Source organism: Paraburkholderia sp. MM5384-R2, assembly GCF_014201025.1.
Lineage (GTDB): Bacteria > Pseudomonadota > Gammaproteobacteria > Burkholderiales > Burkholderiaceae > Paraburkholderia > Paraburkholderia tuberum.
This window is the reverse complement of record NZ_JACHDI010000016.1, coordinates 122,912-144,630: the sequence shown is the minus strand read 5'-3', so window position 1 is coordinate 144,630 and position 21,719 is coordinate 122,912. Positions and strand designations below refer to the sequence as shown.

Annotated in this window: 23 protein-coding genes; 10 read left to right on the top strand and 13 right to left on the bottom strand. The window is 65.6% G+C overall.

From position 1 onward, the window contains the following. Positions 1 to 38 precede the first annotated feature (38 nt). Positions 39 to 1,556, top strand: a complete 1,518-nt coding sequence (locus HDG37_RS23940) for a flagellar hook-length control protein FliK (protein WP_184051841.1) — start codon at positions 39 to 41, stop codon at positions 1,554 to 1,556. A gap of 412 nt (positions 1,557 to 1,968) precedes the next feature. Here HDG37_RS23940 and HDG37_RS23935 read toward each other — a convergent pair whose 3' ends face one another. Then, the gene (locus HDG37_RS23935) at positions 1,969 to 2,352 is read right to left on the bottom strand and encodes a hypothetical protein (protein WP_184051839.1); all 384 of its coding nucleotides are present in this window, start codon (positions 2,350 to 2,352) and stop codon (positions 1,969 to 1,971) included. 39 nt (positions 2,353 to 2,391) lie between these two features. Here HDG37_RS23935 and fliL point away from each other — a divergent pair, with 39 nt between their 5' ends. Genes fliL through fliR form a run of 7 tightly spaced genes read left to right on the top strand, consistent with a single transcriptional unit; the run spans position 2,392 to position 6,845 of the window. Beyond that, complete coding sequence (fliL, locus tag HDG37_RS23930; protein WP_184051836.1) at positions 2,392 to 2,892, top strand: flagellar basal body-associated protein FliL; 501 nt, start codon at positions 2,392 to 2,394, stop codon at positions 2,890 to 2,892. Between the two features lie 58 nt (positions 2,893 to 2,950). Beyond that, positions 2,951 to 3,949, top strand: coding sequence for a flagellar motor switch protein FliM (gene fliM, locus HDG37_RS23925; RefSeq protein WP_184051834.1), 999 nt, complete (start codon positions 2,951 to 2,953; stop codon positions 3,947 to 3,949). Continuing rightward, on the top strand, positions 3,942 to 4,406 hold the full coding sequence (fliN, locus tag HDG37_RS23920) for a flagellar motor switch protein FliN (protein WP_018418752.1): 465 nt from the start codon (positions 3,942 to 3,944) through the stop codon (positions 4,404 to 4,406). The genes fliM and fliN overlap by 8 nt, the downstream gene beginning before the upstream one ends. Further along, positions 4,403 to 4,918 carry a flagellar biosynthetic protein FliO gene (gene fliO, locus HDG37_RS23915; RefSeq protein WP_184051832.1) on the top strand — a complete coding sequence of 172 codons (516 nt, stop codon included), beginning with the start codon at positions 4,403 to 4,405 and terminating at the stop codon, positions 4,916 to 4,918. The genes fliN and fliO overlap by 4 nt, the downstream gene beginning before the upstream one ends. Continuing rightward, positions 4,918 to 5,727, top strand: a complete 810-nt coding sequence (gene fliP / locus HDG37_RS23910; protein WP_184051830.1) for a flagellar type III secretion system pore protein FliP — start codon at positions 4,918 to 4,920, stop codon at positions 5,725 to 5,727. The genes fliO and fliP overlap by 1 nt, the downstream gene beginning before the upstream one ends. 34 nt (positions 5,728 to 5,761) lie before the next feature. Continuing rightward, a complete protein-coding gene (gene fliQ / locus HDG37_RS23905) occupies positions 5,762 to 6,031 on the top strand; it encodes a flagellar biosynthesis protein FliQ (RefSeq protein ID WP_090802525.1) in 270 nt (89 codons plus the stop codon). Between the two features lie 31 nt (positions 6,032 to 6,062). Continuing rightward, positions 6,063 to 6,845: a flagellar biosynthetic protein FliR gene (gene fliR, locus HDG37_RS23900; protein ID WP_184051828.1), complete on the top strand. Its 783-nt coding sequence runs from the start codon at positions 6,063 to 6,065 to the stop codon at positions 6,843 to 6,845. Between the two features lie 68 nt (positions 6,846 to 6,913). Here fliR and flgL read toward each other — a convergent pair whose 3' ends face one another. The 12 genes from flgL to flgB form a co-directional block, all read right to left on the bottom strand. Continuing rightward, positions 6,914 to 8,140 carry a flagellar hook-associated protein FlgL gene (gene flgL, locus HDG37_RS23895; RefSeq protein ID WP_184051826.1) on the bottom strand — a complete coding sequence of 409 codons (1,227 nt, stop codon included), beginning with the start codon at positions 8,138 to 8,140 and terminating at the stop codon, positions 6,914 to 6,916. A 9-nt stretch (positions 8,141 to 8,149) separates the two neighbouring features. After that, positions 8,150 to 10,144: a flagellar hook-associated protein FlgK gene (gene flgK / locus HDG37_RS23890; RefSeq protein WP_184051824.1), complete on the bottom strand. Its 1,995-nt coding sequence runs from the start codon at positions 10,142 to 10,144 to the stop codon at positions 8,150 to 8,152. A 217-nt stretch (positions 10,145 to 10,361) separates the two neighbouring features. Beyond that, positions 10,362 to 11,135 (bottom strand): flagellar brake protein, encoded by a 774-nt coding sequence (locus HDG37_RS23885; RefSeq protein ID WP_184051822.1) that lies wholly within the window; start codon positions 11,133 to 11,135, stop codon positions 10,362 to 10,364. A gap of 354 nt (positions 11,136 to 11,489) precedes the next feature. Further along, positions 11,490 to 12,494: a flagellar assembly peptidoglycan hydrolase FlgJ gene (gene flgJ / locus HDG37_RS23880; protein ID WP_184051820.1), complete on the bottom strand. Its 1,005-nt coding sequence runs from the start codon at positions 12,492 to 12,494 to the stop codon at positions 11,490 to 11,492. A 12-nt stretch (positions 12,495 to 12,506) separates the two neighbouring features. Beyond that, positions 12,507 to 13,676: a flagellar basal body P-ring protein FlgI gene (locus tag HDG37_RS23875; protein ID WP_311541541.1), complete on the bottom strand. Its 1,170-nt coding sequence runs from the start codon at positions 13,674 to 13,676 to the stop codon at positions 12,507 to 12,509. A gap of 2 nt (positions 13,677 to 13,678) precedes the next feature. Then, positions 13,679 to 14,377, bottom strand: coding sequence for a flagellar basal body L-ring protein FlgH (gene flgH, locus HDG37_RS23870; RefSeq protein ID WP_184051916.1), 699 nt, complete (start codon positions 14,375 to 14,377; stop codon positions 13,679 to 13,681). A 29-nt stretch (positions 14,378 to 14,406) separates the two neighbouring features. After that, entirely contained in the window at positions 14,407 to 15,195 is a 789-nt protein-coding gene (flgG, locus tag HDG37_RS23865) for a flagellar basal-body rod protein FlgG (RefSeq protein ID WP_184051818.1), read from the bottom strand. 104 nt (positions 15,196 to 15,299) lie between these two features. Further along, positions 15,300 to 16,058, bottom strand: coding sequence for a flagellar basal-body rod protein FlgF (gene flgF / locus HDG37_RS23860; protein ID WP_184051816.1), 759 nt, complete (start codon positions 16,056 to 16,058; stop codon positions 15,300 to 15,302). Positions 16,059 to 16,075: 17 nt separating this feature from the next. Continuing rightward, positions 16,076 to 17,590, bottom strand: coding sequence for a flagellar hook protein FlgE (locus HDG37_RS23855; RefSeq protein ID WP_184051814.1), 1,515 nt, complete (start codon positions 17,588 to 17,590; stop codon positions 16,076 to 16,078). A 43-nt stretch (positions 17,591 to 17,633) separates the two neighbouring features. Then, positions 17,634 to 18,356, bottom strand: coding sequence for a flagellar hook assembly protein FlgD (locus tag HDG37_RS23850; RefSeq protein WP_184051812.1), 723 nt, complete (start codon positions 18,354 to 18,356; stop codon positions 17,634 to 17,636). Positions 18,357 to 18,366: 10 nt separating this feature from the next. Beyond that, positions 18,367 to 18,792: a flagellar basal body rod protein FlgC gene (flgC, locus tag HDG37_RS23845; RefSeq protein WP_026225509.1), complete on the bottom strand. Its 426-nt coding sequence runs from the start codon at positions 18,790 to 18,792 to the stop codon at positions 18,367 to 18,369. A 129-nt stretch (positions 18,793 to 18,921) separates the two neighbouring features. Next, a complete protein-coding gene (gene flgB, locus HDG37_RS23840; RefSeq protein WP_184051810.1) occupies positions 18,922 to 19,422 on the bottom strand; it encodes a flagellar basal body rod protein FlgB in 501 nt (166 codons plus the stop codon). A gap of 218 nt (positions 19,423 to 19,640) precedes the next feature. On the opposite strand from flgB, the gene flgA reads away from it, so the two are divergent. Together flgA and flgM are read left to right on the top strand one after the other, a co-directional pair. Continuing rightward, complete coding sequence (flgA, locus tag HDG37_RS23835) at positions 19,641 to 21,104, top strand: flagellar basal body P-ring formation chaperone FlgA (RefSeq protein ID WP_184051808.1); 1,464 nt, start codon at positions 19,641 to 19,643, stop codon at positions 21,102 to 21,104. Positions 21,105 to 21,281: 177 nt separating this feature from the next. Continuing rightward, on the top strand, positions 21,282 to 21,641 hold the full coding sequence (gene flgM, locus HDG37_RS23830) for a flagellar biosynthesis anti-sigma factor FlgM (RefSeq protein WP_184051806.1): 360 nt from the start codon (positions 21,282 to 21,284) through the stop codon (positions 21,639 to 21,641). Positions 21,642 to 21,719: the final 78 nt, after the last annotated feature.

Sequence of the window (21,719 nt, the reverse complement as noted above, 5' to 3'; positions counted from 1 at the left end):
TGACGGCACACCCGTTCGACCGATTCACAGGATTCTTTATGTCGCTTCTTTCACAGATCGGCTCCCAACTGAGCACGCTGCTCGAGACGAGCGGCAATGGGTCGAGCAGCGCGTCCGCGAACGCCGCGGGCTCGAGCCCGTTCGCGCAGACCTTGCAGCAAAGCATCGACCAGCAGAACAGCGCGAATCAACAGCAGACCAGTTCAGCGACGGCGTCGCATGCCTCGGCGCCGAGCGCGCCCAGTGCGCCGCCGCCCGCTTCCTCGCAGCAGAGCGCGAGCGGCAGCCAGAACGGCAACGGCACAACGAGCAACGCGGCCAGCAGCAGCGCGTCATCGCCGTCGTCCACGGCGTCGACGACACCGACGCAGCAGACATCGAACAGCCAGACGACCGCGACGCAAGCCAGGCAGAAAGACACCAAGGCGCAAACCGACGCTGGCGCGCTCGCCGCCGCTGCGGCTGCCGCCCAGGCTCAGGCGCAAGCGCAGGCACAGGCCGTCGCCAACAACGCCGACTCGAACGCCAGCACCACGACCGATGCCGCGAGTTCCGCCGCCGATGCGGTGAGCGCGCTGGCCGGTACGGCCACGAGCGCGCTCGCGGCCACCGCGGCAAGCAGGAAAGGCGCGCTCGATCCGAAGTCGCTGCAGGATGCGTTGCAGAGTGCGCTGTCCGCGCTGTCGAGCGGCCAGGGCGCGGTGCCCGCGGCCGCGCTTGCTGCCGGCGCGGCCGCAAAAGCCGCGAGCGTGTCGAGCACGGCGGGCGGCTTGGGCAGCACGAAAAACGGCCTGAACGGCACGTCGGCCGACAAGACGCTCGCGAGCGGCCTGTTCGGCAACGGCAAGGGTGCCTCGACGACCCACACGACGTCGACGGCGACGGCCGCCGCGACCGCGCTGGCCGATCCGTCGGCAGCGAAGTCGGCCGCCGATGCGTTGAGCGCCGCGGCTGCGACGAGCGGCCAGGCGGACAACCTCGCCTCGGCGCGCAGCGCGTCCGACTCGGCGAACGCCGCGCTGGCCGCGACGCAGGCGGCAGCGAACGCCGCGAGCACGACGGCGGCAGCGCAGAGTACGGGCAATGCGAGCGCGGCCGCCGCCGCGAATGCGTTGACGCCGCAGGTCGGCACGAGCGACTGGGAAGACGCGCTGAGCCAGAAGGTGGTGTTTTTGTCGAATGCGCATTCGCAGAGTGCTGAGCTGACGCTCAATCCGAAGGATCTGGGGCCGTTGCAGGTCGTGTTGCAGGTGGCGGAAAACCATGCGCATGCGCTGTTCGTTTCGCAGCACCAGTCGGTGCGGGAGGCGGTCGAGGCGGCGTTGCCGAAGCTTCGCGAGGCGATGGAGTCGAATGGGATTGGGCTCGGCAGTGCAAGTGTGAGTGATGGGTTTGCGCGGCAGAGCGGGCAACAACAGCAGAGCGCTGGCGCGGGTGGGGGGAATGGGAAGAGGGGTAGTGGTGGGGGTGGTGCCCTTGCAGGGGACAGCTCCAGCGATGCCATCGGTAGTGTTGCCGTGCGGCAGCAGGTTGGATTGGTCGATACGTTTGCCTGAAGCGAGGCGGGGCGCTTTTTTGTCGTTGTTCTGGCTTTGTTGGCCTTTCCTTGCTTTGTTATCGGTCTATTAGCGTTGCCCCTGTGCGGGGCGGCACCTACTTTCTTTGCTGCTGCAAAGAAAGTAGGCAAAGAAGACAGCTCAAACCGCAAACTCTTAAGCGGGTCCCCTGGCTTGGAAGGGGTAGTGGTGCATCTGGAATCCGGGCCGCCGCACATTCCCCGTTCGTGACAAAGCCGTCATCCCTCCCACTCCGCACTACGTGCGTCGCGGACGGGTCTGCCAGGAAAACCAATGGTTTTGCCCGCGCAGCGGGGGCCGTCGGCGGCGCCTCGGCGATGCGCCGAAACCACCAGTGGGTTTTGAACGGGGTTTCGGCGCGCGTAGCGCCGCCGGAAGAATGACTGCCTTGTCACTGGCGCCGAATGTGCGAGGGCACGGATTCCAGATGCACCACTACCTCATGCGGACCGAGGGACCCGCTTAAGAGTTGGCGGTTTGAGCTGTCTTCTTTGCCTACTTTCTTTGCAGCAGCAAAGAAAGTAGGTGCCGCCCCGCACAGGGGCAACGCTAATAGACCGATAAGACAACAAGGAAAGGCCAACAAAGCCAGAACAACGAAAAAAGCCCCGCCCCGCACAGGGGCAACGCTAATAGACCGATAACAAAGCAAGGAAAGGCCAAAAAAGCCAGAACAACGACAAAAAAAAACCCAAAAACCAGAAACAGCCAGAAATAGCCAGAAATAGCCCTTCTTTTCGACCCATAGCGCCGCAGGCAAATCAACAACAATCACCCTAACCCTTACTAGGCCAGCAACAAGCTGGCAAACCAAATGGCAACCACGACCGCCCCGCAACAAGCCGCGCCCGCCTCGCCGGGCCCCATGAAGCGCATCATCCTGATCGTCCTCATTGCGCTGATCGCCGCGGGCGCTGCCGGTGCCGGCGTGTGGTTCTTCATGTCGAAGCGCGCACCCGTCGCCGTATCGGCCGAAGCCGCGCCGGCGCAATCCGCCGTGCCGCTGTTCTTCCCGCTCGAATCGATGACCGTCAACCTGCAATCGGACGACGGCCAGCAACACTTCCTGCGCATCGGCCTCACGCTCAAGCTCGGCGATGCCGCCACCCAGCAGGCGCTCACCGATCACATGCCGGAAGTGCGCAGCCGCATCCTGCTCGCCCTGTCGAACAAGCACCCCGAAGAACTCGCGCCGCTCGAAGGCAAGCGCGCGCTCGCCGAAGAGCTGAAGACGCTGATCACCGAGCCGATCGACAAGGGCGTCGCACCGATCCGCGTGCAGGACGTGCTGTTCACCGAATTCGTCGTGCAGTGACGTGACGTTGTCAAGCGCTGCCATCATCAATCGCCAAGGGACGCACGAGGAATAAGCAATGGGCCACGAAGAGTTCATGTCCCAGGAGGAGGTCGATGCCCTTCTGAAGGGCGTCACCGGCGAATCCGACACGGAATCCGAGCAACACGACCGCACGGGCGTGCGCCCGTACAACATCGCGACGCAGGAACGTATCGTCCGTGGCCGGATGCCGGGCCTCGAAATCATCAACGACCGCTTCGCGCGCCTGTTGCGCGTCGGCATTTTCAACTTCATGCGGCGCTCGGCGGAAATTTCCGTCGGCCCGGTGAAGGTGCAGAAGTACAGCGAGTTCACGCGCAACCTGCCGATCCCGACCAACCTGAACCTGGTCCACGTGAAGCCGCTGCGCGGCACGTCGCTGTTCGTGTTCGATCCGAATCTCGTGTTCTTCGTGGTCGACAACCTGTTCGGCGGCGACGGCCGTTTCCATACGCGCGTCGAAGGACGCGATTTCACGCAGACCGAGCAGCGCATCATCACGAAGCTGCTCAATCTGACGTTCGAGCACTACGCGGCGTCATGGAAGAGCGTGCGTCCGCTGCAGTTCGAATACGTGCGCTCGGAAATGCACACGCAGTTCGCCAACGTCGCGACGCCGAACGAAATCGTCATCGTCACGCAGTTCTCGATCGAGTTCGGCTCGACGGGCGGCACGCTGCACATCTGCATGCCCTACTCGATGATCGAGCCGATCCGCGACATTCTCTCGTCGCCGATCCAGGGCGAGGCGATGGACGTCGACCGACGCTGGGTGCGCGTGCTGTCGCAGCAGGTGCAGGCCGCCGAAGTGCAGCTGAGCGCCGATCTCGCGCAGGTGCCGGTCACGTTCGAACAGATCCTGAACATGCGCAAAGGCGATGTTCTGCCGATCAACATCCCCGAGCACATCACCGCGAAAGTAGACGGCGTGCCGGTGATGGAATGCGGCTACGGAATTTTCAATGGTCAGTACGCGTTGCGGGTCCAGAAGATGATCAGCGCAGCCGACACGATGAAGGAAGGTGGATATGAGTGACCTGAACGCAAAGCCCGAGACCGATCTCGCGGCGGCCGAGCAACTCGCCGCCGGCGAGCTGTCCGCCGCGGAAGACGACGCGGCGATGGCCGACTGGGCAAGCGCGCTCGCCGAGCAGAACGGCAACGACGAAATCAACCCGGCCGCGGGCGCCGTGTTCCAGCCGCTGTCGAAGGCCGCGCCGACCTCGACGCACAACGACATCGACATGATCCTGGACATTCCCGTCCAGATGACGGTCGAACTCGGCCGCACCAAGATCGCGATCCGCAATCTGCTGCAGCTCGCGCAGGGCTCGGTCGTCGAACTCGACGGCATGGCCGGCGAGCCGATGGACGTGCTCGTCAACGGCTGCCTGATCGCGCAGGGCGAGGTGGTGGTCGTCAACGACAAGTTCGGTATCCGGCTGACCGACATCATCACGCCGTCCGAACGCATCCGGAAACTCAATCGATGAAACGTTTGGCAGCGCGCGGGGTGCTGCTCGCGTCGTTTTTCGCGTCCACCGTCGCGCACGCCGCCGACATGAACGCGGTCAACAACGCCGCGAAGATCGCCTCCGGTGTCGGCGCGGGTAGCGCGGTGCCGGCGCTCGGCGTCGGCGCGGTCCTGCAAACCTTCGTGGGGCTCGCGGTCGTGATCGGCCTCGTGTTCGGCTGCGCGTGGCTCGCGCGACGCTTCGGCCTGCAACCGGGCCAGCGCGGCGGTCTTGTGAAGACGGTCGGCGGCGCTTCGCTCGGTGGCAAGGAACGCGTCGCGGTCGTCGAGATCGGCGATACGTGGCTCGTGCTCGGCGCCGCGCCCGGCAACGTGCGGCTGCTGCATACGATGCCGGCGGGTTCCGTCGCGGCCGATACGGTTGCCGCTTCGCCGGCACCGCTTTCCGGCACTTTTGGTCAACGCTTTCGCGACGCCCTGAAAGGCGAAGTGGGCAAACGTTTCAACGCGCACCGCGGCGGGGATCGGTAATGCAGGTCAGTTTCAGGCAGTCAGCTTGGTTCTTCACGCTTACGCGCCGTGCGGGGCGGGTGCTCCCCGCAGCGCTTCAACTCGCGCTGCCGGCACTGCTGTTCGCGCTGCCGACGCTGTCTTGCGCGCAAACCGCCGGCCTGCCGGCGTTCACGACGAGCCCCGGCCCCAACGGCGGCACGACCTACTCGCTGAGCGTGCAGACGATGCTGCTGCTCACGATGCTGTCGTTCCTGCCCGCGATGGTGCTGATGATGACGAGCTTCACGCGCATCGTGATCGTGTTGTCGCTGCTGCGCCAGGCGCTCGGCACGACCACGACGCCGCCGAACCAGGTGGTCGTCGGTCTCGCGCTGTTTCTGACGCTGTTCGTGATGTCGCCGGTGCTCGATAAAGCCTATAACGAAGGTTACAAGCCGTTCTCCGAAGGCACGATGTCGATGGATCAGGCGGTGGCGCGCGGCGTCGCGCCGTTCAAGACCTTCATGCTGCGTCAGACCCGCGAAAGCGACCTTGCGCTGTTCGCGCGCATCTCGCACGCGGCGCCGATGCAGGGGCCCGAAGACGTGCCGCTGTCGCTGCTGGTGCCGTCGTTCGTGACGAGCGAGTTGAAGACCGGCTTCACGATCGGCTTCACGATCTTCATTCCGTTCCTGATCATCGACATGGTGGTCGCGAGCGTGCTGATGTCGATGGGCATGATGATGGTGTCGCCGGCGACGATTTCGCTGCCGTTCAAGCTGATGCTGTTCGTGCTCGTCGACGGCTGGCAGTTGCTGCTCGGCTCGCTCGCGCAGAGCTTCGTCTGATATTTTTTGACTCCTTGTTCCTCAGGCACTCACGATGACACCCGAAGCAGTCATGACGCTGGCCCACCAGGCCATGTACGTCGGCCTCGTGCTGGCCGCCCCGCTGCTGCTCGTCGCGCTCGTCGTCGGTCTGGTCGTGAGCCTGTTCCAGGCGGCCACGCAGATCAACGAAAGCACGCTGTCGTTCATCCCGAAGCTGCTCGCGATCGCGCTCACGCTGGTGATCGCCGGACCATGGATGCTGACCACGATGCTCGACTATCTGCGCCACACGATCACCAGCATTCCGACGCTCGTCAACTGAGCGCCGCTGGCACGCCTGCCCTCCCCACTCCATGTTCACGGTCACCTACGCGCAACTGAACGTCTGGCTGACCGCGTTCCTGTGGCCCTTCGCGCGCATCGCCGCGCTGATCGCGACCGCGCCGGTGCTCGGCAACATGTCGCTGCCCTCGCGCGTGAAAATCGGTCTCGCCGCGTTCGCGACGATCATCGTCGCCCCGACGATCGGCGCGCTGCCGCAGGTCACCGTGTTTTCCGCGGCCGGCGTGTGGATTCTCGTCAACCAGTTCCTGATCGGCATCGCGCTCGGCGTGACGATGCAGGTCGTGTTCCAGGCGATCGACGCGACCGGCTACTTCATCGGCCTCGGCATGGGCCTTGGCTTCGCGACCTTCTTCGACCAGCAGGCGACCGGCTCGGGCGTCGTGATCTCACGCTACATGACGACGATCGCGACGCTGGTGTTTCTCGCCGTCGACGGTCATCTGCAGATGATCGCCGCACTCGTGACGACGTTCCAGTCGGTGCCGGTGTCGGCTAACCTGCTCGCGCCGCACGGTTGGCAAACGCTCGCGAACTGGGGCGGCTCGATCTTCTCGGCGGGGCTGCTGCTCGCGTTGCCGGTCGTCGTCGCACTGCTGATCGCGAACCTCGCGCTCGGCATTCTCAATCGCGCGGCGCCGCAGATCGGCGTGTTCCAGATCGGCTTTCCGCTGACGATGCTGGTCGGCCTGCTGCTCGTGCAACTGATGCTGCCGAACATGATCCCGTTCTTCGTGCGCTTGTTCGATAACGGCATCGATGAGATGGGACGGGTCGCGGCGGCGCTGAGATAACGCCGAAAATCGCGGACATAAAAAAACCGGCTCGCGCCGGTTTCTTTATTGCCCCGCCGGGAGCGGCATCAGCTGTTGATGTACTGGAACAGCGACATGTTCTGGATCTGCACGAACGCTTGCTGCGAAGCCTGCAAGGCCGCCTGCTCCATCGTGTACTTGCTGATCGTCGAGACCATGTCGGTCTGGGTCAGGTCCGCGAGATCGCTTTGCGTTTGCAGTGAGTTGGTCTCCGTAACCGTTTGCAGCGCCTTGACTTCCTGCTCGCGGCCGCCGACCGATGCCTGCACCGCGGTGACGTTGTTCAGCGTGTTGCCAAGCTGCGACAGGCCCATATTCAACGCGTTCTGCAGCTTCGCCGAGGCCGCGGGGTTGCCGCTCACCGGCTGCTGGAGCGCGGCGATCATCGCGTTCAGGTTCGCGAACACGTTGGTGCCCGCCTGGTTGGCCGGCTGCACCGTGAATTTGTCGTTGGCCGCCGGCGTGCCTGTGATTTCGACGGTCTGGCCCGCGATCGTGATGTCCGAGCCCGCCGTGTACGGCTGCGCCGTACCCGCGACGTTGGTCGTCGTGTCAGTGACCGTGTAGGTGAGCGAGCTGCCGCTGCCGCTGAACTGGATCTGGTACGAGTCCGCGTTCCCCGCGTTGGTCGGATCCTTGACCGACACCGCGCCGATCACGCCGCTGCCGGTATTGGCCGGGTCGCCCGAGGCGATCGGCTGCGCGTTGGTCGCGCCGACGCTCATGAACACCGACAGCCCATTGTCACCGGTCGAGACCGCGTTGCTGCCGGTGACCTGCACGGTGCGCGTGCCCGTGTCGCCCGTATAGGTGACGTTGCCGGCCGCATCGGTCGTGAATGCCTGGGTCGAATTCTGGAAACCGGCGAACAGCGCATTGCCCGAGCTGTCGGTCGCATTCGCGGAGGTGACGAGCTGGTCGCGCAGGGCGGTCAGCTGCGCGGCGATCGCCGTGCGGTCGGCGTCGTTCAAACTGCCGTCGCCGGCGCGCAGGCCTAACGTGTTCGCGCTTTGCAACGTCGTGATGACGTTGGAGAGCGTCGAGTCCTCGGCCTGCAACGACGTGAGCGCCGCGTTCTGGTTCGTCGCGTACTGCGACAGCGCGGACGCCGTCGAGCTGAGCTGCACGGCCTGCGCGGCGCCGAGAGGATTGTCGGCGGGCGTGGTCAGGCTCTGGCCGCTCGAGATTTCCTGATAGATCTGCGACAACTGAGCCTGCTGATTGCTCATGTTCGCGACGTTCATGCTGAAGTACTGCTGGGTCGAAATTCGCATGGTTCCGCCTTACGAGAAGATGCCAAGCAAAGTCTGGAACAGCGTCTGCGCCGTCTGGATGACCTTGCTGTTGGCCTGATAGAGCTGCTGGTACTGAAGCAGGTTGGCCGCTTCCTCATTGATATTGACGCCCGACACCGACTGCTGCGCCGACGTGATCTGCGTGACGAGCGTGCTTTGCGCGGTCGCCGAGGTCTGGATCTGCGTGGTCTGGTTGCCGATGTTGTTGACGTAGCTCGCGTACGCGCCCGTCAGCGTCGAGGTGCCGCCGTCGAGCGCCTGCGCCGAAGTCAGGTTCGACAGCAGTTGCGCGTTGCGGCCGTCGTTGGTCGCGCCGGTGTTCGGTCCGATCGTGAACGAGTCGCCGTTGGCGGGCGTGCCGCTAATCGTGACCGTCACGTTGTTCATCACGCCCGCGCTCGCCGAATTGCTCGGGTTGGTGATCGTCAGCGTCGCGCCCGAGCTCGGCGAGTATGGCACCGCGGTCGTCGCCGAGCTGATCGTGTACTGCGTGGACGGCGAGCCGGCGACTGTCACCACCGTGCCGACCGGGAAGCCGGTCAGGCCGGTGCCCGCGGTGTAAGTGATCGTCGAGGTGCCGGTCGGCGCGCTGTAGCCGGCAGATACCGTGCCTTGCGTGATCGTCCCGGTGCCGGTGTTCGACGTCGACGCCGACGCGAGCACCGGCGCCGCGGCCGCGATTGCCGACGCCGACGTGGTGGTCAGCGCGAAGCCGTCGAGCGCGCCGCGGGTCGGTTCGACCGAGAACGAGTCGCCGGCCTTCATCGTGCCGCTCGCGACCGAGAACTGCAGGCCGCCGATCGGATTGGTCAGGTTCGCCGCCGAACCGACGATGCTGCCGGTCTGGTTGTCGGTCAGCGTGTAGCTGCTGCCGTCGTACGACAGCGTGTAGTCGCCCGTGGTCGGCTGGGTCGCGTCGGCGAACGAGACGCCGAGCGTAGCGTTGCCGGTGTTCTGCGAGTTCGCGTACACGGTCGGCGAGCCAACCGTGAACAGCGGGCCGCCCGCGGTGCCGTTCAGCGTCAGGCCGAGTTCGTTCTGCGCATTGACCTGCGCGGCGAAGCTGGTCGCGATCGCGCCGAGTTGCGCCTCGGCCGGATCGAGCGTTTGCGAGCGGAATTGCAGCAGTCCGCCCAGCGTGCCGCCGGACACGCTCGTGTCGGACAGCGTCTGCGGCGTCGGTGTCGGCTTTGCCCCGGCCTGGCCGAGATACTGGACCGACAACTCGCTCGGATCACCCGACGAAGTCGCCGTGCCGAGATTGAAGCTGTTGCCGGCCAGCACGAGCGGCTGTCCGCTCGACATGAACAGGCTATAGCTGCCGTTGTCCTGCACGACCGACACGCCGATCAGCTGGGACAGGTTCGACACCGCCTGGTCGCGTTCGTCGAGCAGCTGGTTCGGCGGCTGGCCCTGGTTGCTCGCCTGCGTGATCTGCGTATTCAGCGACGCGATCTGCGCGGTGTAGGTGTTGATCTGCGTAACAGAGTTGCTCAGCTGCGTGTTGACGCTCGAGCGCAACTGGTCGTACTGCTGGCCCGCCGCGTTGATCTGGTTCGCGAGCGTCTGCGCGTCGCTGATCGCGGTCTGCCGCGTCGACACGCTCGACGCGTTGTTGGCGACGTTCTGCAGCCCTGTGAAGTAACCGCTGATCGCGCTCGCAATCCCGGCGGTCGGACTGCCGACGAGGTTGTTGAGCTGGGTGATCATCGTGTTGTACGCGGTGAGCGCGCTGCTCGACGACTGCGCGTTGTTCAGCTCGGTCGTCAGGTACTGGCTGTACGCGCGCGTCACGGTGTCGGTGGAGACGCCCATCGGCAGGTAGCCGGAGCCGGTATACGTGCCGCCCGTCTCCGAATACACCGGGGTTTCCATCGTATAGCCGGGTGTCGACGCGTTGCTGATGTTCTCACCAGTCGTCGTCAAACCCCATTGGGCCGCGTTGAGTCCGCTAAGGCCGATATTCAACAGATTGCTGGACATGCGTCATCCTGAAGGGCGGCGTCGCAGACATGCCACCGCGTTAGTGGAACATCCTCTTTAACGGCCCGAGGTGCGAAAAATTGAGGGCCATGCCACTTCGTTTGCGCGACGTTGCCGCGCCGTTGCCTCCGACGCGAGTGCAACGTTTGCTTCGTCGGCCAAAGCGTTCGCGCGGTGCCGGGCGCGACGCGCACGGTACCGCGCGTTGGCTCGCCGCTCAGCGCGCCAGCGAGCGGCGCTTCATTTCGAGCTGCGTGATCAGCCGCTGCAGCGTGTTTTCCGCGCTGCCCGGCAGCGACAGGAAACGGAAGCCGAGCTGATAGCGCTGCGTGCCGTTCGGCAGCGCGAGCGAGCGATGCGACACGAGCTGCAGATCGAGCGACAGACGGCCGAGCGCGCCGAGCGTGAGCTCGCAGTCCATCAGGCGCGAGCCCATCGGCAGCGCGGCGACGCGCAGGTCGGTCGTGCGCATCCCGACGCCGCCGAGCGACAGGTCGTGCACCTCGAAGCGGAACGTGTCGCCCTCGGGCAGGCGGCCCGTACACATGAACGGGTCGAGAATCGGCGCGGCGACGCGGAAGTACTCGCGGCGCTGCACGTAGAACAGCACCTCGGGGAAGTCGGCCTCGAACGCCGGCATTCCCTCGAAGCGCGTCTCGCGTGGCGTCGGGGTCGTGAACTCGACGCGCACGCCGTCGGGCGACGCGTGGAACTGGCAGCGCGGCGCGTTGAGCAGCCCCTTGTTCTGATCGGCGAGCGCGCCCCAATCGAAGGTGAAGGTGCGCTCGCGCACGTCGACGTCGAGCAGGCGCGTGACGATCTGCCCGCCCGCATATTCGACGGTGAGGAAATCGCCGCGATTGACGATATTGCGCAGCTGCACGCCGATTTCCAGCGGGTTGCGGCGGCCGAAATCGGAAGCGCTCTCGTTTTGCGGGACGTGCGGCTGACCGTTCGTGTCAGTCAGGCCGTTCGACTGGTTCATATCCATGGGCTTGCCGGTAAGCATGTTCTTGCGGGCACGTGCCAGGGCCTAGCCATGGACTCTGAGGGTCTTCATGCAAAGCCGCAACACACGCGTTCGACCGGACCTTACAGCGCTATTCCGGTATCGGGTCTAACTCGTTAGCGGCAGCATCGAGCCAAAATTTAGGGGCTCAATTTAAATATTCGCCGGAAAATTTCGCGCAAACGTTAAAAGCGTATCTGCCCTATTTTCCGCGACCTTGCTCGCCCCGGACCCTGCGGAGCTTTTTACCGATGCCGGTTTTTCTGCTGCGTTTATCGCCGCTTTTACCGACACCTTTAAAACCGCTTTAATGCCGGTCGCGTGCGTTATTTTTAATCAGCCCATTTTCTGCATGATCGACAGCAGCTTTTTCGCGTAATGCGGATCGGTTGCATAACCGGCGCGCTGCATGCCGTTGGCAAAACCGTTCACGTCGCGCGACGAATTGATCACCTGCGCGTAACGCGGATTGTTCTTCAACATGCTCGCGTAATCGGTCATCGCTTCCTCGTACGAGTCGTACGCGCGGAATTTCTCGACCGTGCGATGCGGCTTGCCGTTCACGTACTCGGTCGTGACCGTCGACACGGTCTTGCCGGTCCAGTCGTTGCCCGCCTTGATGCCGAACACGTTGTGGCTCGTCGAGCCGTCGGCCTTCTTGATCTCGCTCTTGCCCCAGCCCGATTCGAGCGCGGCCTGACCGATGATGAAGCGCGCCGGAATGCCGGTCGCCGCGCTCGCGGCCTGCGCCGGCGTGGCGAGCTTGTCGACGAAGGCGTCGACCTTCGACGAGCTGCCGTCGCCGCGCACCGGCGGCGTCAGCGCGCTATTGGCCGAGTAGGCGCGGCCGAGCCCGAGCTGACCGTTGGCCTGGGCGTTGCCGTAGGCACGCGCGAGCGCGTTGAGCGCCGCGCTCTGGCCTTCGTCGCCGCCGCTACCGCCGCCGAGCGCGTTGGCCATGCCGGCGAGACCACCCGCCGCGCCCGCGCCGTTCGCGCCACCCACCTGCATGCCCTGGTTGCGCATCAGCTGCTTGAGCATCGCGTCGGCGACGCCGATGCCCTTCTTCGACAGCTGCTGCGCCATCTGCTGATCCATCATCGACGTGAACGTCGCCGTGTCGTGCGAATCGAACGGACCGTCCTGCGGCGTTGCATCGCGCATGCTCTTCAACATCATCTGCGTGAACACGGCGTCGAACTGCTGCGCGGCCATCTTCATGCCGGCTTGCGGCGAGGCCTTCGCCTGCGCGCTGAGTGCGCCGAAGCCCTGCACGTCGAGCGCGAACCGGCTGGTCAGATCGTTGGCGGAGTTGACGCTATTGGTCGTATCGGAATTCATCTCGCGTGCTCCTTAGATGATTTCAAGGTCGGCGCGCAATGCGCCGGCTGCTTTCATGGCCTGCAGGATCGACATCAGATCCGCGGGCGTCGCGCCGAGCGCGTTGAGCGCCTTCACCACTTCGGCGAGGTTTGCACCGGCGTTCACGAGTTTCAGCGAGCCGTTGTCCTGCTTCATCTGGATCTGCGACTGCTGCGCGACCACCGTGCGGCCGTTCGAGAACGCGCCCGGCTGGCTCACCACCGGCTGCGTATTGATCACGACCGACAGATTGCCGTGCGCGACCGCGCAGTTCTGCAGCGTGACCATCTGGTTCATCACGATCGAGCCGGTGCGGGCGTTCAGGATGACCTTCGCGGCGGCCTGCCCGGGCCGCACTTCGAGGTTCTGCAATTGCGCCATGAACGAGACCTGCTGCTGCGGATCGGCCGGCGCGCGCAGCTGGATCGTGCGGCCGTCGAGCGCGGTCGCGGTGCCGCTGCCGAACGCGTTGTCGATCGCCGCGACGACGCGCTGCGTGGTGTCGTAGTCCATGTCGTTCAGGTCGAGCTGCATGGTGCCCGCCTGCGACACCGCCGTCGGCACCGAGCGCTCGACGATCGCGCCGCTGGTGATGCGCCCCGCGGCGAGCTGGTTGACCTGCACCCTGCTGCCGTTCGCGCTCGCGCCCGCACCGCCCACGGCGACGTTGCCCTGGCCGAGCGCATACACCTGGCCGTCGGCGCCCTTCAGCGGCGTGAGCAGCAGCGTGCCGCCGCGCAGGCTTTTCGCATTGCCGAGCGACGACACCGTGATGTCGATCGCTTCGCCCGGCCGCGCGAACGGCGGCAGCACCGCGGTCACCATCACCGCGGCGACGTTCTTCAGCTGGATGTTCGACAGCGACGACTGCGAGTTGCTGGAGCCCGCCGCCTGGTTGTTGATCGAGATGCCGAGGTTCGCGAGCATGTTCGCGAGCGTCTGCGTCGTGAACGGCGTCTGCGTGGTCTGGTCGCCGGTGCCGTCGAGGCCGACCACGAGGCCGTAGCCGATCAGCGGGTTGTCGCGCACGCCCTGGATCTGCACGAGGTCCTTCAGGCGCTCCGCGTGCGCCGGCGTCACGGCCGGCAGCGCCGCGCAGGCGAGCGCGACGAACATCAGTGCGCGGCCCGCGCGCGACAGCGTGTCGAAGACAGTACCCATGATCACCACGGCGCCACGTTGAGGAAGAACCGCTGCAGCCAGCCCATGGTCTCCGCTTCGTTGATGTAACCCTTCGCGGAGTATTCGATTTTCGCGTCGGCGACCTGGGTCGAGTACACGGCGTTCAGACTCGAAATCGTGTTGGGATTGACGACGCCCGAGAAGCGCACGAACTCGTTGCCCTGATTGATCAGCATCTGTTTCTCACCGCTCACGATCAGGTTGCCGTTCGCCTGCACGCCGGTCACGGTCACGGTGATCGTGCCGTTGAACGTATTCGACGCGTTCGCGCCGCCGGTGCCGGCAAAGCCGTTGGCGCCGGTCGCGTTCAGGTTGGTCTTGGCGAACAGGCCGCCGAGAAAGCCCGCGGTCGGCACGCTGAAGTTCGTGCTGCCGTTGCGGCTCGCATTCGCGCCCGAGTTCTTCGTCGCGTTGATGTTCTCGGCGATCACGATCGTGATGATGTCGCCTACGTTGCGTGGCCGCTGGTCTTCGAACAGCGGCCGACCCGCGTAGCCCGGGTTGTAGATCGAGCCCGGCGCCTGCGCCTGCGGCGGCATCGGCGGCACCGCGTTCATCGGCTGCTGGGTGATCGGTTCCCTCGGCAGTTGGGCGCAGCCGCCGAGCGCGGCGAGCAGCGTGAGCTGCACGAGCGCCTCGGCCGTGCGCGAATGAACCGGAGTGCGAGTGGAGTGCGACATCATCGTTTACCGCCTTAAATTTCCAGTCCTCAAACCTGCATCTGGCTCAAGGTCTGCAGCATCTGGTCGGAGGTCGTCACGGCCTTGCTGTTGATTTCGTACGCGCGCTGCGTCTGGATCATGTTCACCAGTTCCTGCACGACGTTCACGTTCGACGCTTCCACGTAACCCTGGTTGAGCGTGCCCGCGCCGTTCAGACCCGGCTGCGACACGTTCGGCGCACCCGACGACGCCGTCTCCGCGAACAGGTTCTCGCCCTTGGCGTCGAGGCCGGCCGGGTTGATGAAGGTCGCGAGCTGCATCGTGCCGAGCTGCTGCGTATTGCTCGAGCCGGCCACGGTGATCGACACCGCGCCGTCGCTGCCGATCGTCAGCGAGGTGGCATTGGTCGGGATCGTGATCGCCGGAATCACCTGGTAGCCGCTCGACGTGACGAGCTGACCCTGCGCGTTGGTCTGGAACGAGCCGTCGCGCGTGTAGGCGGTCGTGCCGTCGGGCATCTGCACCTGGAAGAAGCCCCCGCCGTTGATCGCGACGTCCTTCGAGTTGCCGGTCTGCTGCAGGTTGCCCTGCGTGTACAGACGCTCGGTCGCGACCTGTTGCACGCCGGTGCCGAGCTGGATGCCGGACGGCAGTTCGGTTTGCTGCGTCGAGTTCGCGCCCGGCTGGCGGATGGTCTGGTACAGCAGATCCTCGAACACCGCGCGCGAGCCCTTGAAGCCGTTGGTGCTGACGTTCGCGAGGTTGTTCGAGATCACGTCCATCTGCGCCTGCTGCGCATTCATGCCGGTGGCGGCGATATACAGTGAGCGGTTCACTTATGGTTCTCCAATGTCGGGCGGAATTGGCGCTTTAGCGCTTGCTCCGGGCCCATGCAAAGCGGTCTCGGAGCGCGCCTCGTAGGGCGCCCCGTGGCAATCCGTTAGCTGAAGCTGAGCAGCTGGTTGGCGGACTGATCGTTCTTGTCGGCGTTTTCCAGCAACTGCGTCTGCATCTGGAACTGGCGCGCGTTGGTGATCATCGAGACCATCGCGCTGACCGGATTCACGTTGCTGCCTTCGAGCGACGCCGGCGCGAGCGTCACGGCCGGATCGGCGTCGGCGGGGTTGCCGTCGGCGGTGCGAAACAGACCGTCATCGCCGCGCGCGAGCGACTGCGGATCGGGATTGACCAGCTTCAGCTGATCGACGGTGACCACGGCGGTGGGCGGATCGCCCGGCGTCAGCGCCGACACCGTGCCGTCCTTGCCGATCGTGATCTGCGCGCCCGGCGGCACCGATACCGGCCCGCCGTTGCCGAGCACGACCTGATTGGTCGCGTTCACGAGCTGGCCGTTTTCGTCGATGTGCAGATTGCCCGCGCGCGTGTAGGCCTCGTTGCCGTCGGCGGTCTGCACCGACAGCCAGCCCGGCCCCTGAATCGCGACGTCGAGCGGATTGCCCGTCTGCTGGATCGGCCCCGGCGTATAGTCGGCGCCCGGTGTCGACGACAGCACGAAGGTGCGGGTCGTGTCGTCGTTGACCGTGCTGCCGTCGCCGAACGACATCGGCACGGCGCGGAAGGTTTCGAGCTGCGCGCGAAAGCCCGTGGTCGACGCGTTCGCGAGGTTGTTCGCGACGATCGCCTGCTGTTCGAGCGCCTGCGCGCTCCCCGACATCGCGGTGTAGATCAGCCGATCCATGAAGAGGTCCCGTTCGCTTACAGGTTGATCAGGGTCTGGTCGACGGCCTGCTGGGTCTTGATCGTCTGCGCGTTCGCCTGATAGTTGCGCTGCGCGGTGATCAGGTTGACCAGCTCGCTCGTCAGATCGACGTTCGAGTTCTCGACCGCGCCGCCTTGCAGCACGCCGTGATTGGTCGAGCCCGGCGTCGAGATCTGCGCGACGCCCGAGGCAGCCGTCTGGCCGTACTCGTTGTTGCCGAGGTCGACGAGGCCGTTCTGGTTCGAGAAGTTCGCGAGCACGATCTGGCCGAGCGCCGCGGTCTGGCCGTTCGAGTAGTTGCCGGTCAGCGTGCCGTCGGAGCCGACCGTGAAGCTCGTCAGCGTGCCCGCCGCGTAGCCGTCGGTCGACAGGCTGTTGACGCCGTCCTTGCCGCCGTACTGCGTGGTGCCGGCCATGTTCAGCGTGACGTTCTGCGGCGTGCCCGAACCGTCGGTGGTCGGAAGCGACATGGTGAACGCGCCGAGCGTCGCGGTCGCGAGGCCGGTCGTCGCGTCGGTCGTGCTGACCAGCGTGCCCGACGAATTGAAGTTCGCCGTGCCGATCAGGGAAGCGGTGCCGGTCGACGGGCCCGCGTACACGTTCCACGTGCCCGAGCCCGTCTTCGCGAAGTACATATTGACGGTCTGCGAGCCGCCGAGCGTGTCGTAGACGGTCGTGCTCGTCGAGTAGTTGTAGGTCGACGAGCTGCTCTGGTTGAAGGTGGTCGGGTTCTGCGTGATCGTGTAGCTGTCGCTGGCCACCGGCGTGCCGCTGAACGTGATGCTTTCGCCGTTGCCGAGCGTGATCGCGGTGCCGGCCGTGTAGGGCTGCGACGCCGTGGTCGTGCCGAGCGTGTTGTCCGTGACCGTGTAGGTGGTCGGGCTCGTGAAGTTGATCGTGTACTGGTCGGTGTTGGTGCCCGCTGCCGCGTTGGTGATCGTCGCGCCGGTCGTACTCAGCGTGCCGGCGTTGGTGCCGCCCGGCGTCGCGCTCGGCGCGCCGAGCATGATGTCGTCCTGCGCGTTCAGGTTCAGGCCCGCGGTGATCGAGGTGGTCGCCTGCGGCGCGATGTTCGCGGTCGGCACCGTCAGCGGTACGGTCTGCGCGGTGTTGATGATGCCCGAGCCATTGGCCGCGTAGCCCATCAGATCGAGGCCCTGCGCGTTCGTGATGAAGCCGTTCTTGTCGAGCTGAAACACGCCGTTGCGCGAATAGGTCAGCGTGCCGTTGTTCGACATCTGGAAGAAGCCGTTGCCGTTGATCGCGACGTTCAGCGCCTGGTTCGTCGTGGTGAGCGTGCCTTGCGAGAATTGCTGCTGCACTTCGGAGAGTTGCGTACCGATACCGATCTGCTGGCTCGTCGCGGTCGCGACCGAATTGGCGTACATGTCGGCGAATTCCGCGGTGCCGCTCTTGAAGCCGACGGTGTTGGCGTTGGCGATGTTGTTGCCGATCACGTCGAGATCGCTCGACGACGCCGACAGACCGCTCAAACCTGTTTGGTAACTCATGACGTACTCCGTATCTGTGAAGTCGTAACTGAATGGATCCGGACTACAGGATCGCTGCGACGCCGGTCAGGTCGACCGTCGAGCCGTTCGACAGCACGAGCCCCGGCGTGCCGCTGCTCTGCTGGACGACGCTTTCCACCGTCGCGCCGGTGAGCGTGGTAGCCGTTGCCTGCTGGCCGTTGATCGTGCCTGTCGCGGTGATCGTGTAGGTGCCGTCGGCGAGCGTGTTGCCCGCCGAATCGGTCGGCGTCCAGCCAACCGGAATCGTGCCGGCCGACTGCTTGCCGAGATCGAGCGTATTGACGATCGTGCCGGCCGAGTTCTTCACGACGATCTGCAGGTCGCTGACGGAGTTCGCGAGCGTGACGCCGAACTCGTTCGTCTTGCCGCTCGCCACGGTAATCGAGTTGCCCGGTGCGAGCACGGTCGAACCGATCAGCAACGCGGCCTGCGATTGCTGGCCCGCCGACAGCTGCGTCGACAGCGAGGAGAGCGACGTATTGAGCTGGCTGATGCCCTGCACCGTGCTGATCTGGGCGAGCTGCGAGGTCATCTGCGAGCTGTCCATCGGATTGGTCGGGTCCTGGTTCTTCATTTGCGCGACGAGCAGTTGCAGAAAGGTGTTCTGCAGGTCCGCCGCCGACGTGCCCGACGTGCTGCTCGTCGAGCTGGTCGCGCTCGAGCTGCTGCTCGTGCCGTTCATAGTGTCGAGCAGCGTCTGCGAAACGGTCGTGCCGCTGCCGCCGATCGTGGTGTTGGTGGTCAAGGCTCTCTCCTCAGGTTCCGATCGTGAGCGTTTTCAGCATCAGGGTTTTGGCCGTGTTCAGCGTTTCGACGTTGGCCTGATACGAGCGCGAGGCCGAGATCATGTTGACCATCTCCTGCACCGGGTCGACGTTGGGCAGCGTCACGTAGCCGTTCGCGTCGGCGGCCGGATTGCCTGGCTCGTACGCGGTCTTCATCGGCGACGGATCGTCGACCACGCCCGTCACCTGCACGCCGCCGACCTGCTGGCCGGAGCGTGTGCGCGCGCCGCCGAGCGGGCTCACCGCGAACACGACCTGCTTGGCCTTGTACGGCTGACCGTCGGGGCCCGTCGTGCTGTCCGCGTTGGCCAGGTTCGACGCCGTCACGTTGAGCCGCTCCGACTGCGCCGACATTGCGGAACCGGCGACACCAAAAATGTTCATCAGGGATGGCATGTTTCCTGACCTCTCCTGCCGGTTCGCACCGGCTTTACGTTAAGTCCCGTAGCGTTTCTGTTCCTGCGTGCATGCTGCCTGTGTTCAGCTGCTATGCGCCCTGCCTGGCTGCCGTGCGGCGTGCAGGGCTTACGACGAGCCCGACGTGATCGCCGACAGCATCGTCTTGATCTGGTTCGACACGACCGTCATACCCGACTCGAAGTGCACCGTGTTGTCGGCGAACTGCACGCGCTCGGTGTCGACGTCGACCGTGTTGCCGTCGAGCGCCGGCTGCAGCGGAATCCGGTATTGCAGGTTGCCGTAATCGTCGGGGCTGCCGCCCGTCGCCGTCAGCGTGGCCTTGCCGCTCATGTGGCCGGCCTCGGTCGTGTTCATCGACATGCCGCTCGTCACGCCCGCGGGTTGCGTCATCGCGAGCGTCGAGCTGTTCGATGCGGCTTGGCCGGCGGTGCTGCCGCCCGTCTTCTTCAGCGCGCCGGCGAGCGACGACGCGAAGTCGATATCGCGCGCCTTGTAGCCGGGCGTGTCGGCGTTCGCGATATTCGACGACAGCAGTTCCTGCCGGTATGCGCGCACATCCATCGCCTGCCGGCCGAATGCGAATTCGGCATCGAGCTTGTCCAGCATCGGAATCTCCCGAGAACGTTTCCAGGGCCGTCCCGTGTGCGCATCGTGAGCGACACGCGGCGGGTGCGAAGGCCTTTTTGCATGTGATGCATCTTATGGGCCGCGCGCAAGCGGCAATCGGACGAATAACCGGGAAAGGGGGCTTCTATTCAACGTTTGCGCGAAAGCGGGGCTCACTAGAATGCAAGGCGTACCGATGCATTCGATGGAGACCCGCGATGGACCAGCCCACCAACACCTTGCCGCAGCCGGCGAGCGGCACGACGATGCGTCGCGTGGGGGGTGGCCGGGTCGATGGTTCGGAGGGCGCGCTCGCGCAGCCGGTGCCGCGCTCTTTCTCGCGTGGCCTTGCACGTTGCCTGACGCGGGTGTCCGTCAACCTCGCGGTATGGGTTGCGGGCGGCATCGTGTTGCTGCCGGCTACGACCCAGGCGCAGGATGCGGGCGGCCCGATCGTGATTGCCGGGCCCGCCGAGAAAAATCCCGCCGCGCTGAACGATCTCGTGCAACGGATTCAGACGCCGGCGCAGCGCAGCGCGTCGGCGGCGTCGCTCGCTGCGGCGACCGCACAGTCGCTCGGCCGCGCGAGCGGGTCGCGCGACACCGATACGTTCGGGCGTGCCGCGAGCGCAAGCGGCGCGATCGTCATTCCGGGCGCGGGCGAGCCCGCTGCCGCCGCGCCGGCCATCATCCGCACCAACTTCAAACCGGACGCCAACGGCGTCGTGATGATTCCGCCGGCGTCCGGCACTGGGGCGTCGGGCGTCGCGCGCGTCAATGTCGAAGCGGGCCCGGCCGCCAGCGTCGCGAATCAGCGCGTGGTCGCGGCCAGTGCGCCGCAAGGCGACGGTTTCGACAGTCTCGCCGCGCGCGGCGAGCCACCCGTGTTCGGCGCGAATGGCAAGCCGATCTCGGCCGCTGCGGCGCAGCCGGCGCATCCCGGGATCGCGAGAACACCCGCGACGTCGCCTGGCTCGCGCCAACCGGCGACCGTCATTGCACAGAGAACGCCGCAGACCGCTACCGCCGCGACGGCTGCGCAAGCCGCGCCGCTGCCAGGCCAGCAGGACCCGGAAGCGATTCACGCGAGCGCGCTGGCGTTCCTGCAACAGCAGGCCGTCGGCCTGCCCGGCAAGGCCGACATCACTGTCGCGCCCGCGTTTCCGCGCGGCCTCGCCGCGTGCACGTCGCTCGAACCGTTCATGCCGACCGGCGCGCGCCTGTGGGGCCGGCTGACGGTCGGCGTGCGCTGCGCGGGCGAGCGGCCGTGGACCATCTATCTGCAGGCGCGCATCTCGCTGCATGCGACCTACTACCTCGCCGCCCGCGCGATGGCGCCGGGCGAAGTGCTCACGGCCGCCGACCTCGTCGCGCGCGAAGGCGACCTGACCGGCCTGCCGCAGGCGATCGTCACCGACCCGTCGCAGGCGGTCGGCTCGGTCTCGCTCGCGCGGATCGCGGGCGGCATGCCGCTGCGCCGCGACATGCTGAAGAGCGCGTCGGCGGTGGTGTTCGGCCAGACCGTGCGGGTCGTCGCTGCCGGCCACGGTTTCTCGATCTCGTCCGAGGGCAGCGCGATGAACAACGCGTCGCCGGGCCAGCAGGTGCGCGTGAAGACCGCCAACGGCCAGATCATCTCCGGCATCGTCAAGGACGGCGGCACGGTGGAGATCCAGATGTGAGCGGGCTGGCGGCAACGAGCACCGTCGAAACGGCCGGCGCCCCGGCGGCCAGGTCAGACGGACGGGGATTGAAAGGGGTGGATGGCCACCTGGCGGCGAGCCGGGTGTCGAGCGATTGCGCTAAAGTTTTGATCAGCGGTTGCCGTTATCAGGATCAAATCGTTAGGGAAGCCAATCGTGAAAGTCGATCCCACCACCTCTTCAAATCTGCCGTCGTTGAAAGACGCTTTGTCCCGTTCGCAGCAGAGCGACGAAGCCACGCCGGCAGCCAGCACCACCCAGGGCGCGACGAGCACGGCCGCGCCGGCCGCGAGCAGCGCGTCGGGCGACACGAGCGTGAGCCTGTCGGGTCTGGCGCAGCATCTGCGCAGCCTCGCGGCCTCCGGCTCGGCCGACATCGACACCGCGCACGTCGAGTCGATCAAACAGGCGATCAAGGACGGCAAGCTGCAGATCGACTCCGGCAAGATCGCCGACGGCGTGCTGCAGACGGCGCGCGACCTGTTGCAGAACAAAACCTCGTCGACCGGCAACTGATCGGCATTTCGCCGCGCGGTGATCTGCCGGGCGGCGTCCGACCAACCCGGTTCGCGCGCCGTTCGCGAGCCAGTGTGC

What these genes read in the sequence shown, in the direction of transcription:
- HDG37_RS23940 (WP_184051841.1), top strand. Translation starts at nt 39, where the DNA reads ATGTCGCTTCTTTCACAGATCGGCTCCCAACTGAGCACGCTGCTCGAG.
- fliL (WP_184051836.1), top strand. Translation starts at nt 2,392, where the DNA reads ATGGCAACCACGACCGCCCCGCAACAAGCCGCGCCCGCCTCGCCGGGC.
- fliM (WP_184051834.1), top strand. Translation starts at nt 2,951, where the DNA reads ATGGGCCACGAAGAGTTCATGTCCCAGGAGGAGGTCGATGCCCTTCTG.
- fliN (WP_018418752.1), top strand. Translation starts at nt 3,942, where the DNA reads ATGAGTGACCTGAACGCAAAGCCCGAGACCGATCTCGCGGCGGCCGAG.
- fliO (WP_184051832.1), top strand. Translation starts at nt 4,403, where the DNA reads ATGAAACGTTTGGCAGCGCGCGGGGTGCTGCTCGCGTCGTTTTTCGCG.
- fliP (WP_184051830.1), top strand. Translation starts at nt 4,918, where the DNA reads ATGCAGGTCAGTTTCAGGCAGTCAGCTTGGTTCTTCACGCTTACGCGC.
- fliQ (WP_090802525.1), top strand. Translation starts at nt 5,762, where the DNA reads ATGACACCCGAAGCAGTCATGACGCTGGCCCACCAGGCCATGTACGTC.
- fliR (WP_184051828.1), top strand. Translation starts at nt 6,063, where the DNA reads ATGTTCACGGTCACCTACGCGCAACTGAACGTCTGGCTGACCGCGTTC.
- flgL (WP_184051826.1), bottom strand. Translation starts at nt 8,140, where the DNA reads ATGCGAATTTCGACCCAGCAGTACTTCAGCATGAACGTCGCGAACATG.
- flgK (WP_184051824.1), bottom strand. Translation starts at nt 10,144, where the DNA reads ATGTCCAGCAATCTGTTGAATATCGGCCTTAGCGGACTCAACGCGGCC.
- HDG37_RS23885 (WP_184051822.1), bottom strand. Translation starts at nt 11,135, where the DNA reads ATGGATATGAACCAGTCGAACGGCCTGACTGACACGAACGGTCAGCCG.
- flgJ (WP_184051820.1), bottom strand. Translation starts at nt 12,494, where the DNA reads ATGAATTCCGATACGACCAATAGCGTCAACTCCGCCAACGATCTGACC.
- HDG37_RS23875 (WP_311541541.1), bottom strand. Translation starts at nt 13,676, where the DNA reads ATGGGTACTGTCTTCGACACGCTGTCGCGCGCGGGCCGCGCACTGATG.
- flgH (WP_184051916.1), bottom strand. Translation starts at nt 14,377, where the DNA reads ATGTCGCACTCCACTCGCACTCCGGTTCATTCGCGCACGGCCGAGGCG.
- flgF (WP_184051816.1), bottom strand. Translation starts at nt 16,058, where the DNA reads ATGGATCGGCTGATCTACACCGCGATGTCGGGGAGCGCGCAGGCGCTC.
- HDG37_RS23855 (WP_184051814.1), bottom strand. Translation starts at nt 17,590, where the DNA reads ATGAGTTACCAAACAGGTTTGAGCGGTCTGTCGGCGTCGTCGAGCGAT.
- flgC (WP_026225509.1), bottom strand. Translation starts at nt 18,792, where the DNA reads ATGCCATCCCTGATGAACATTTTTGGTGTCGCCGGTTCCGCAATGTCG.
- flgB (WP_184051810.1), bottom strand. Translation starts at nt 19,422, where the DNA reads ATGCTGGACAAGCTCGATGCCGAATTCGCATTCGGCCGGCAGGCGATG.
- flgA (WP_184051808.1), top strand. Translation starts at nt 19,641, where the DNA reads ATGGACCAGCCCACCAACACCTTGCCGCAGCCGGCGAGCGGCACGACG.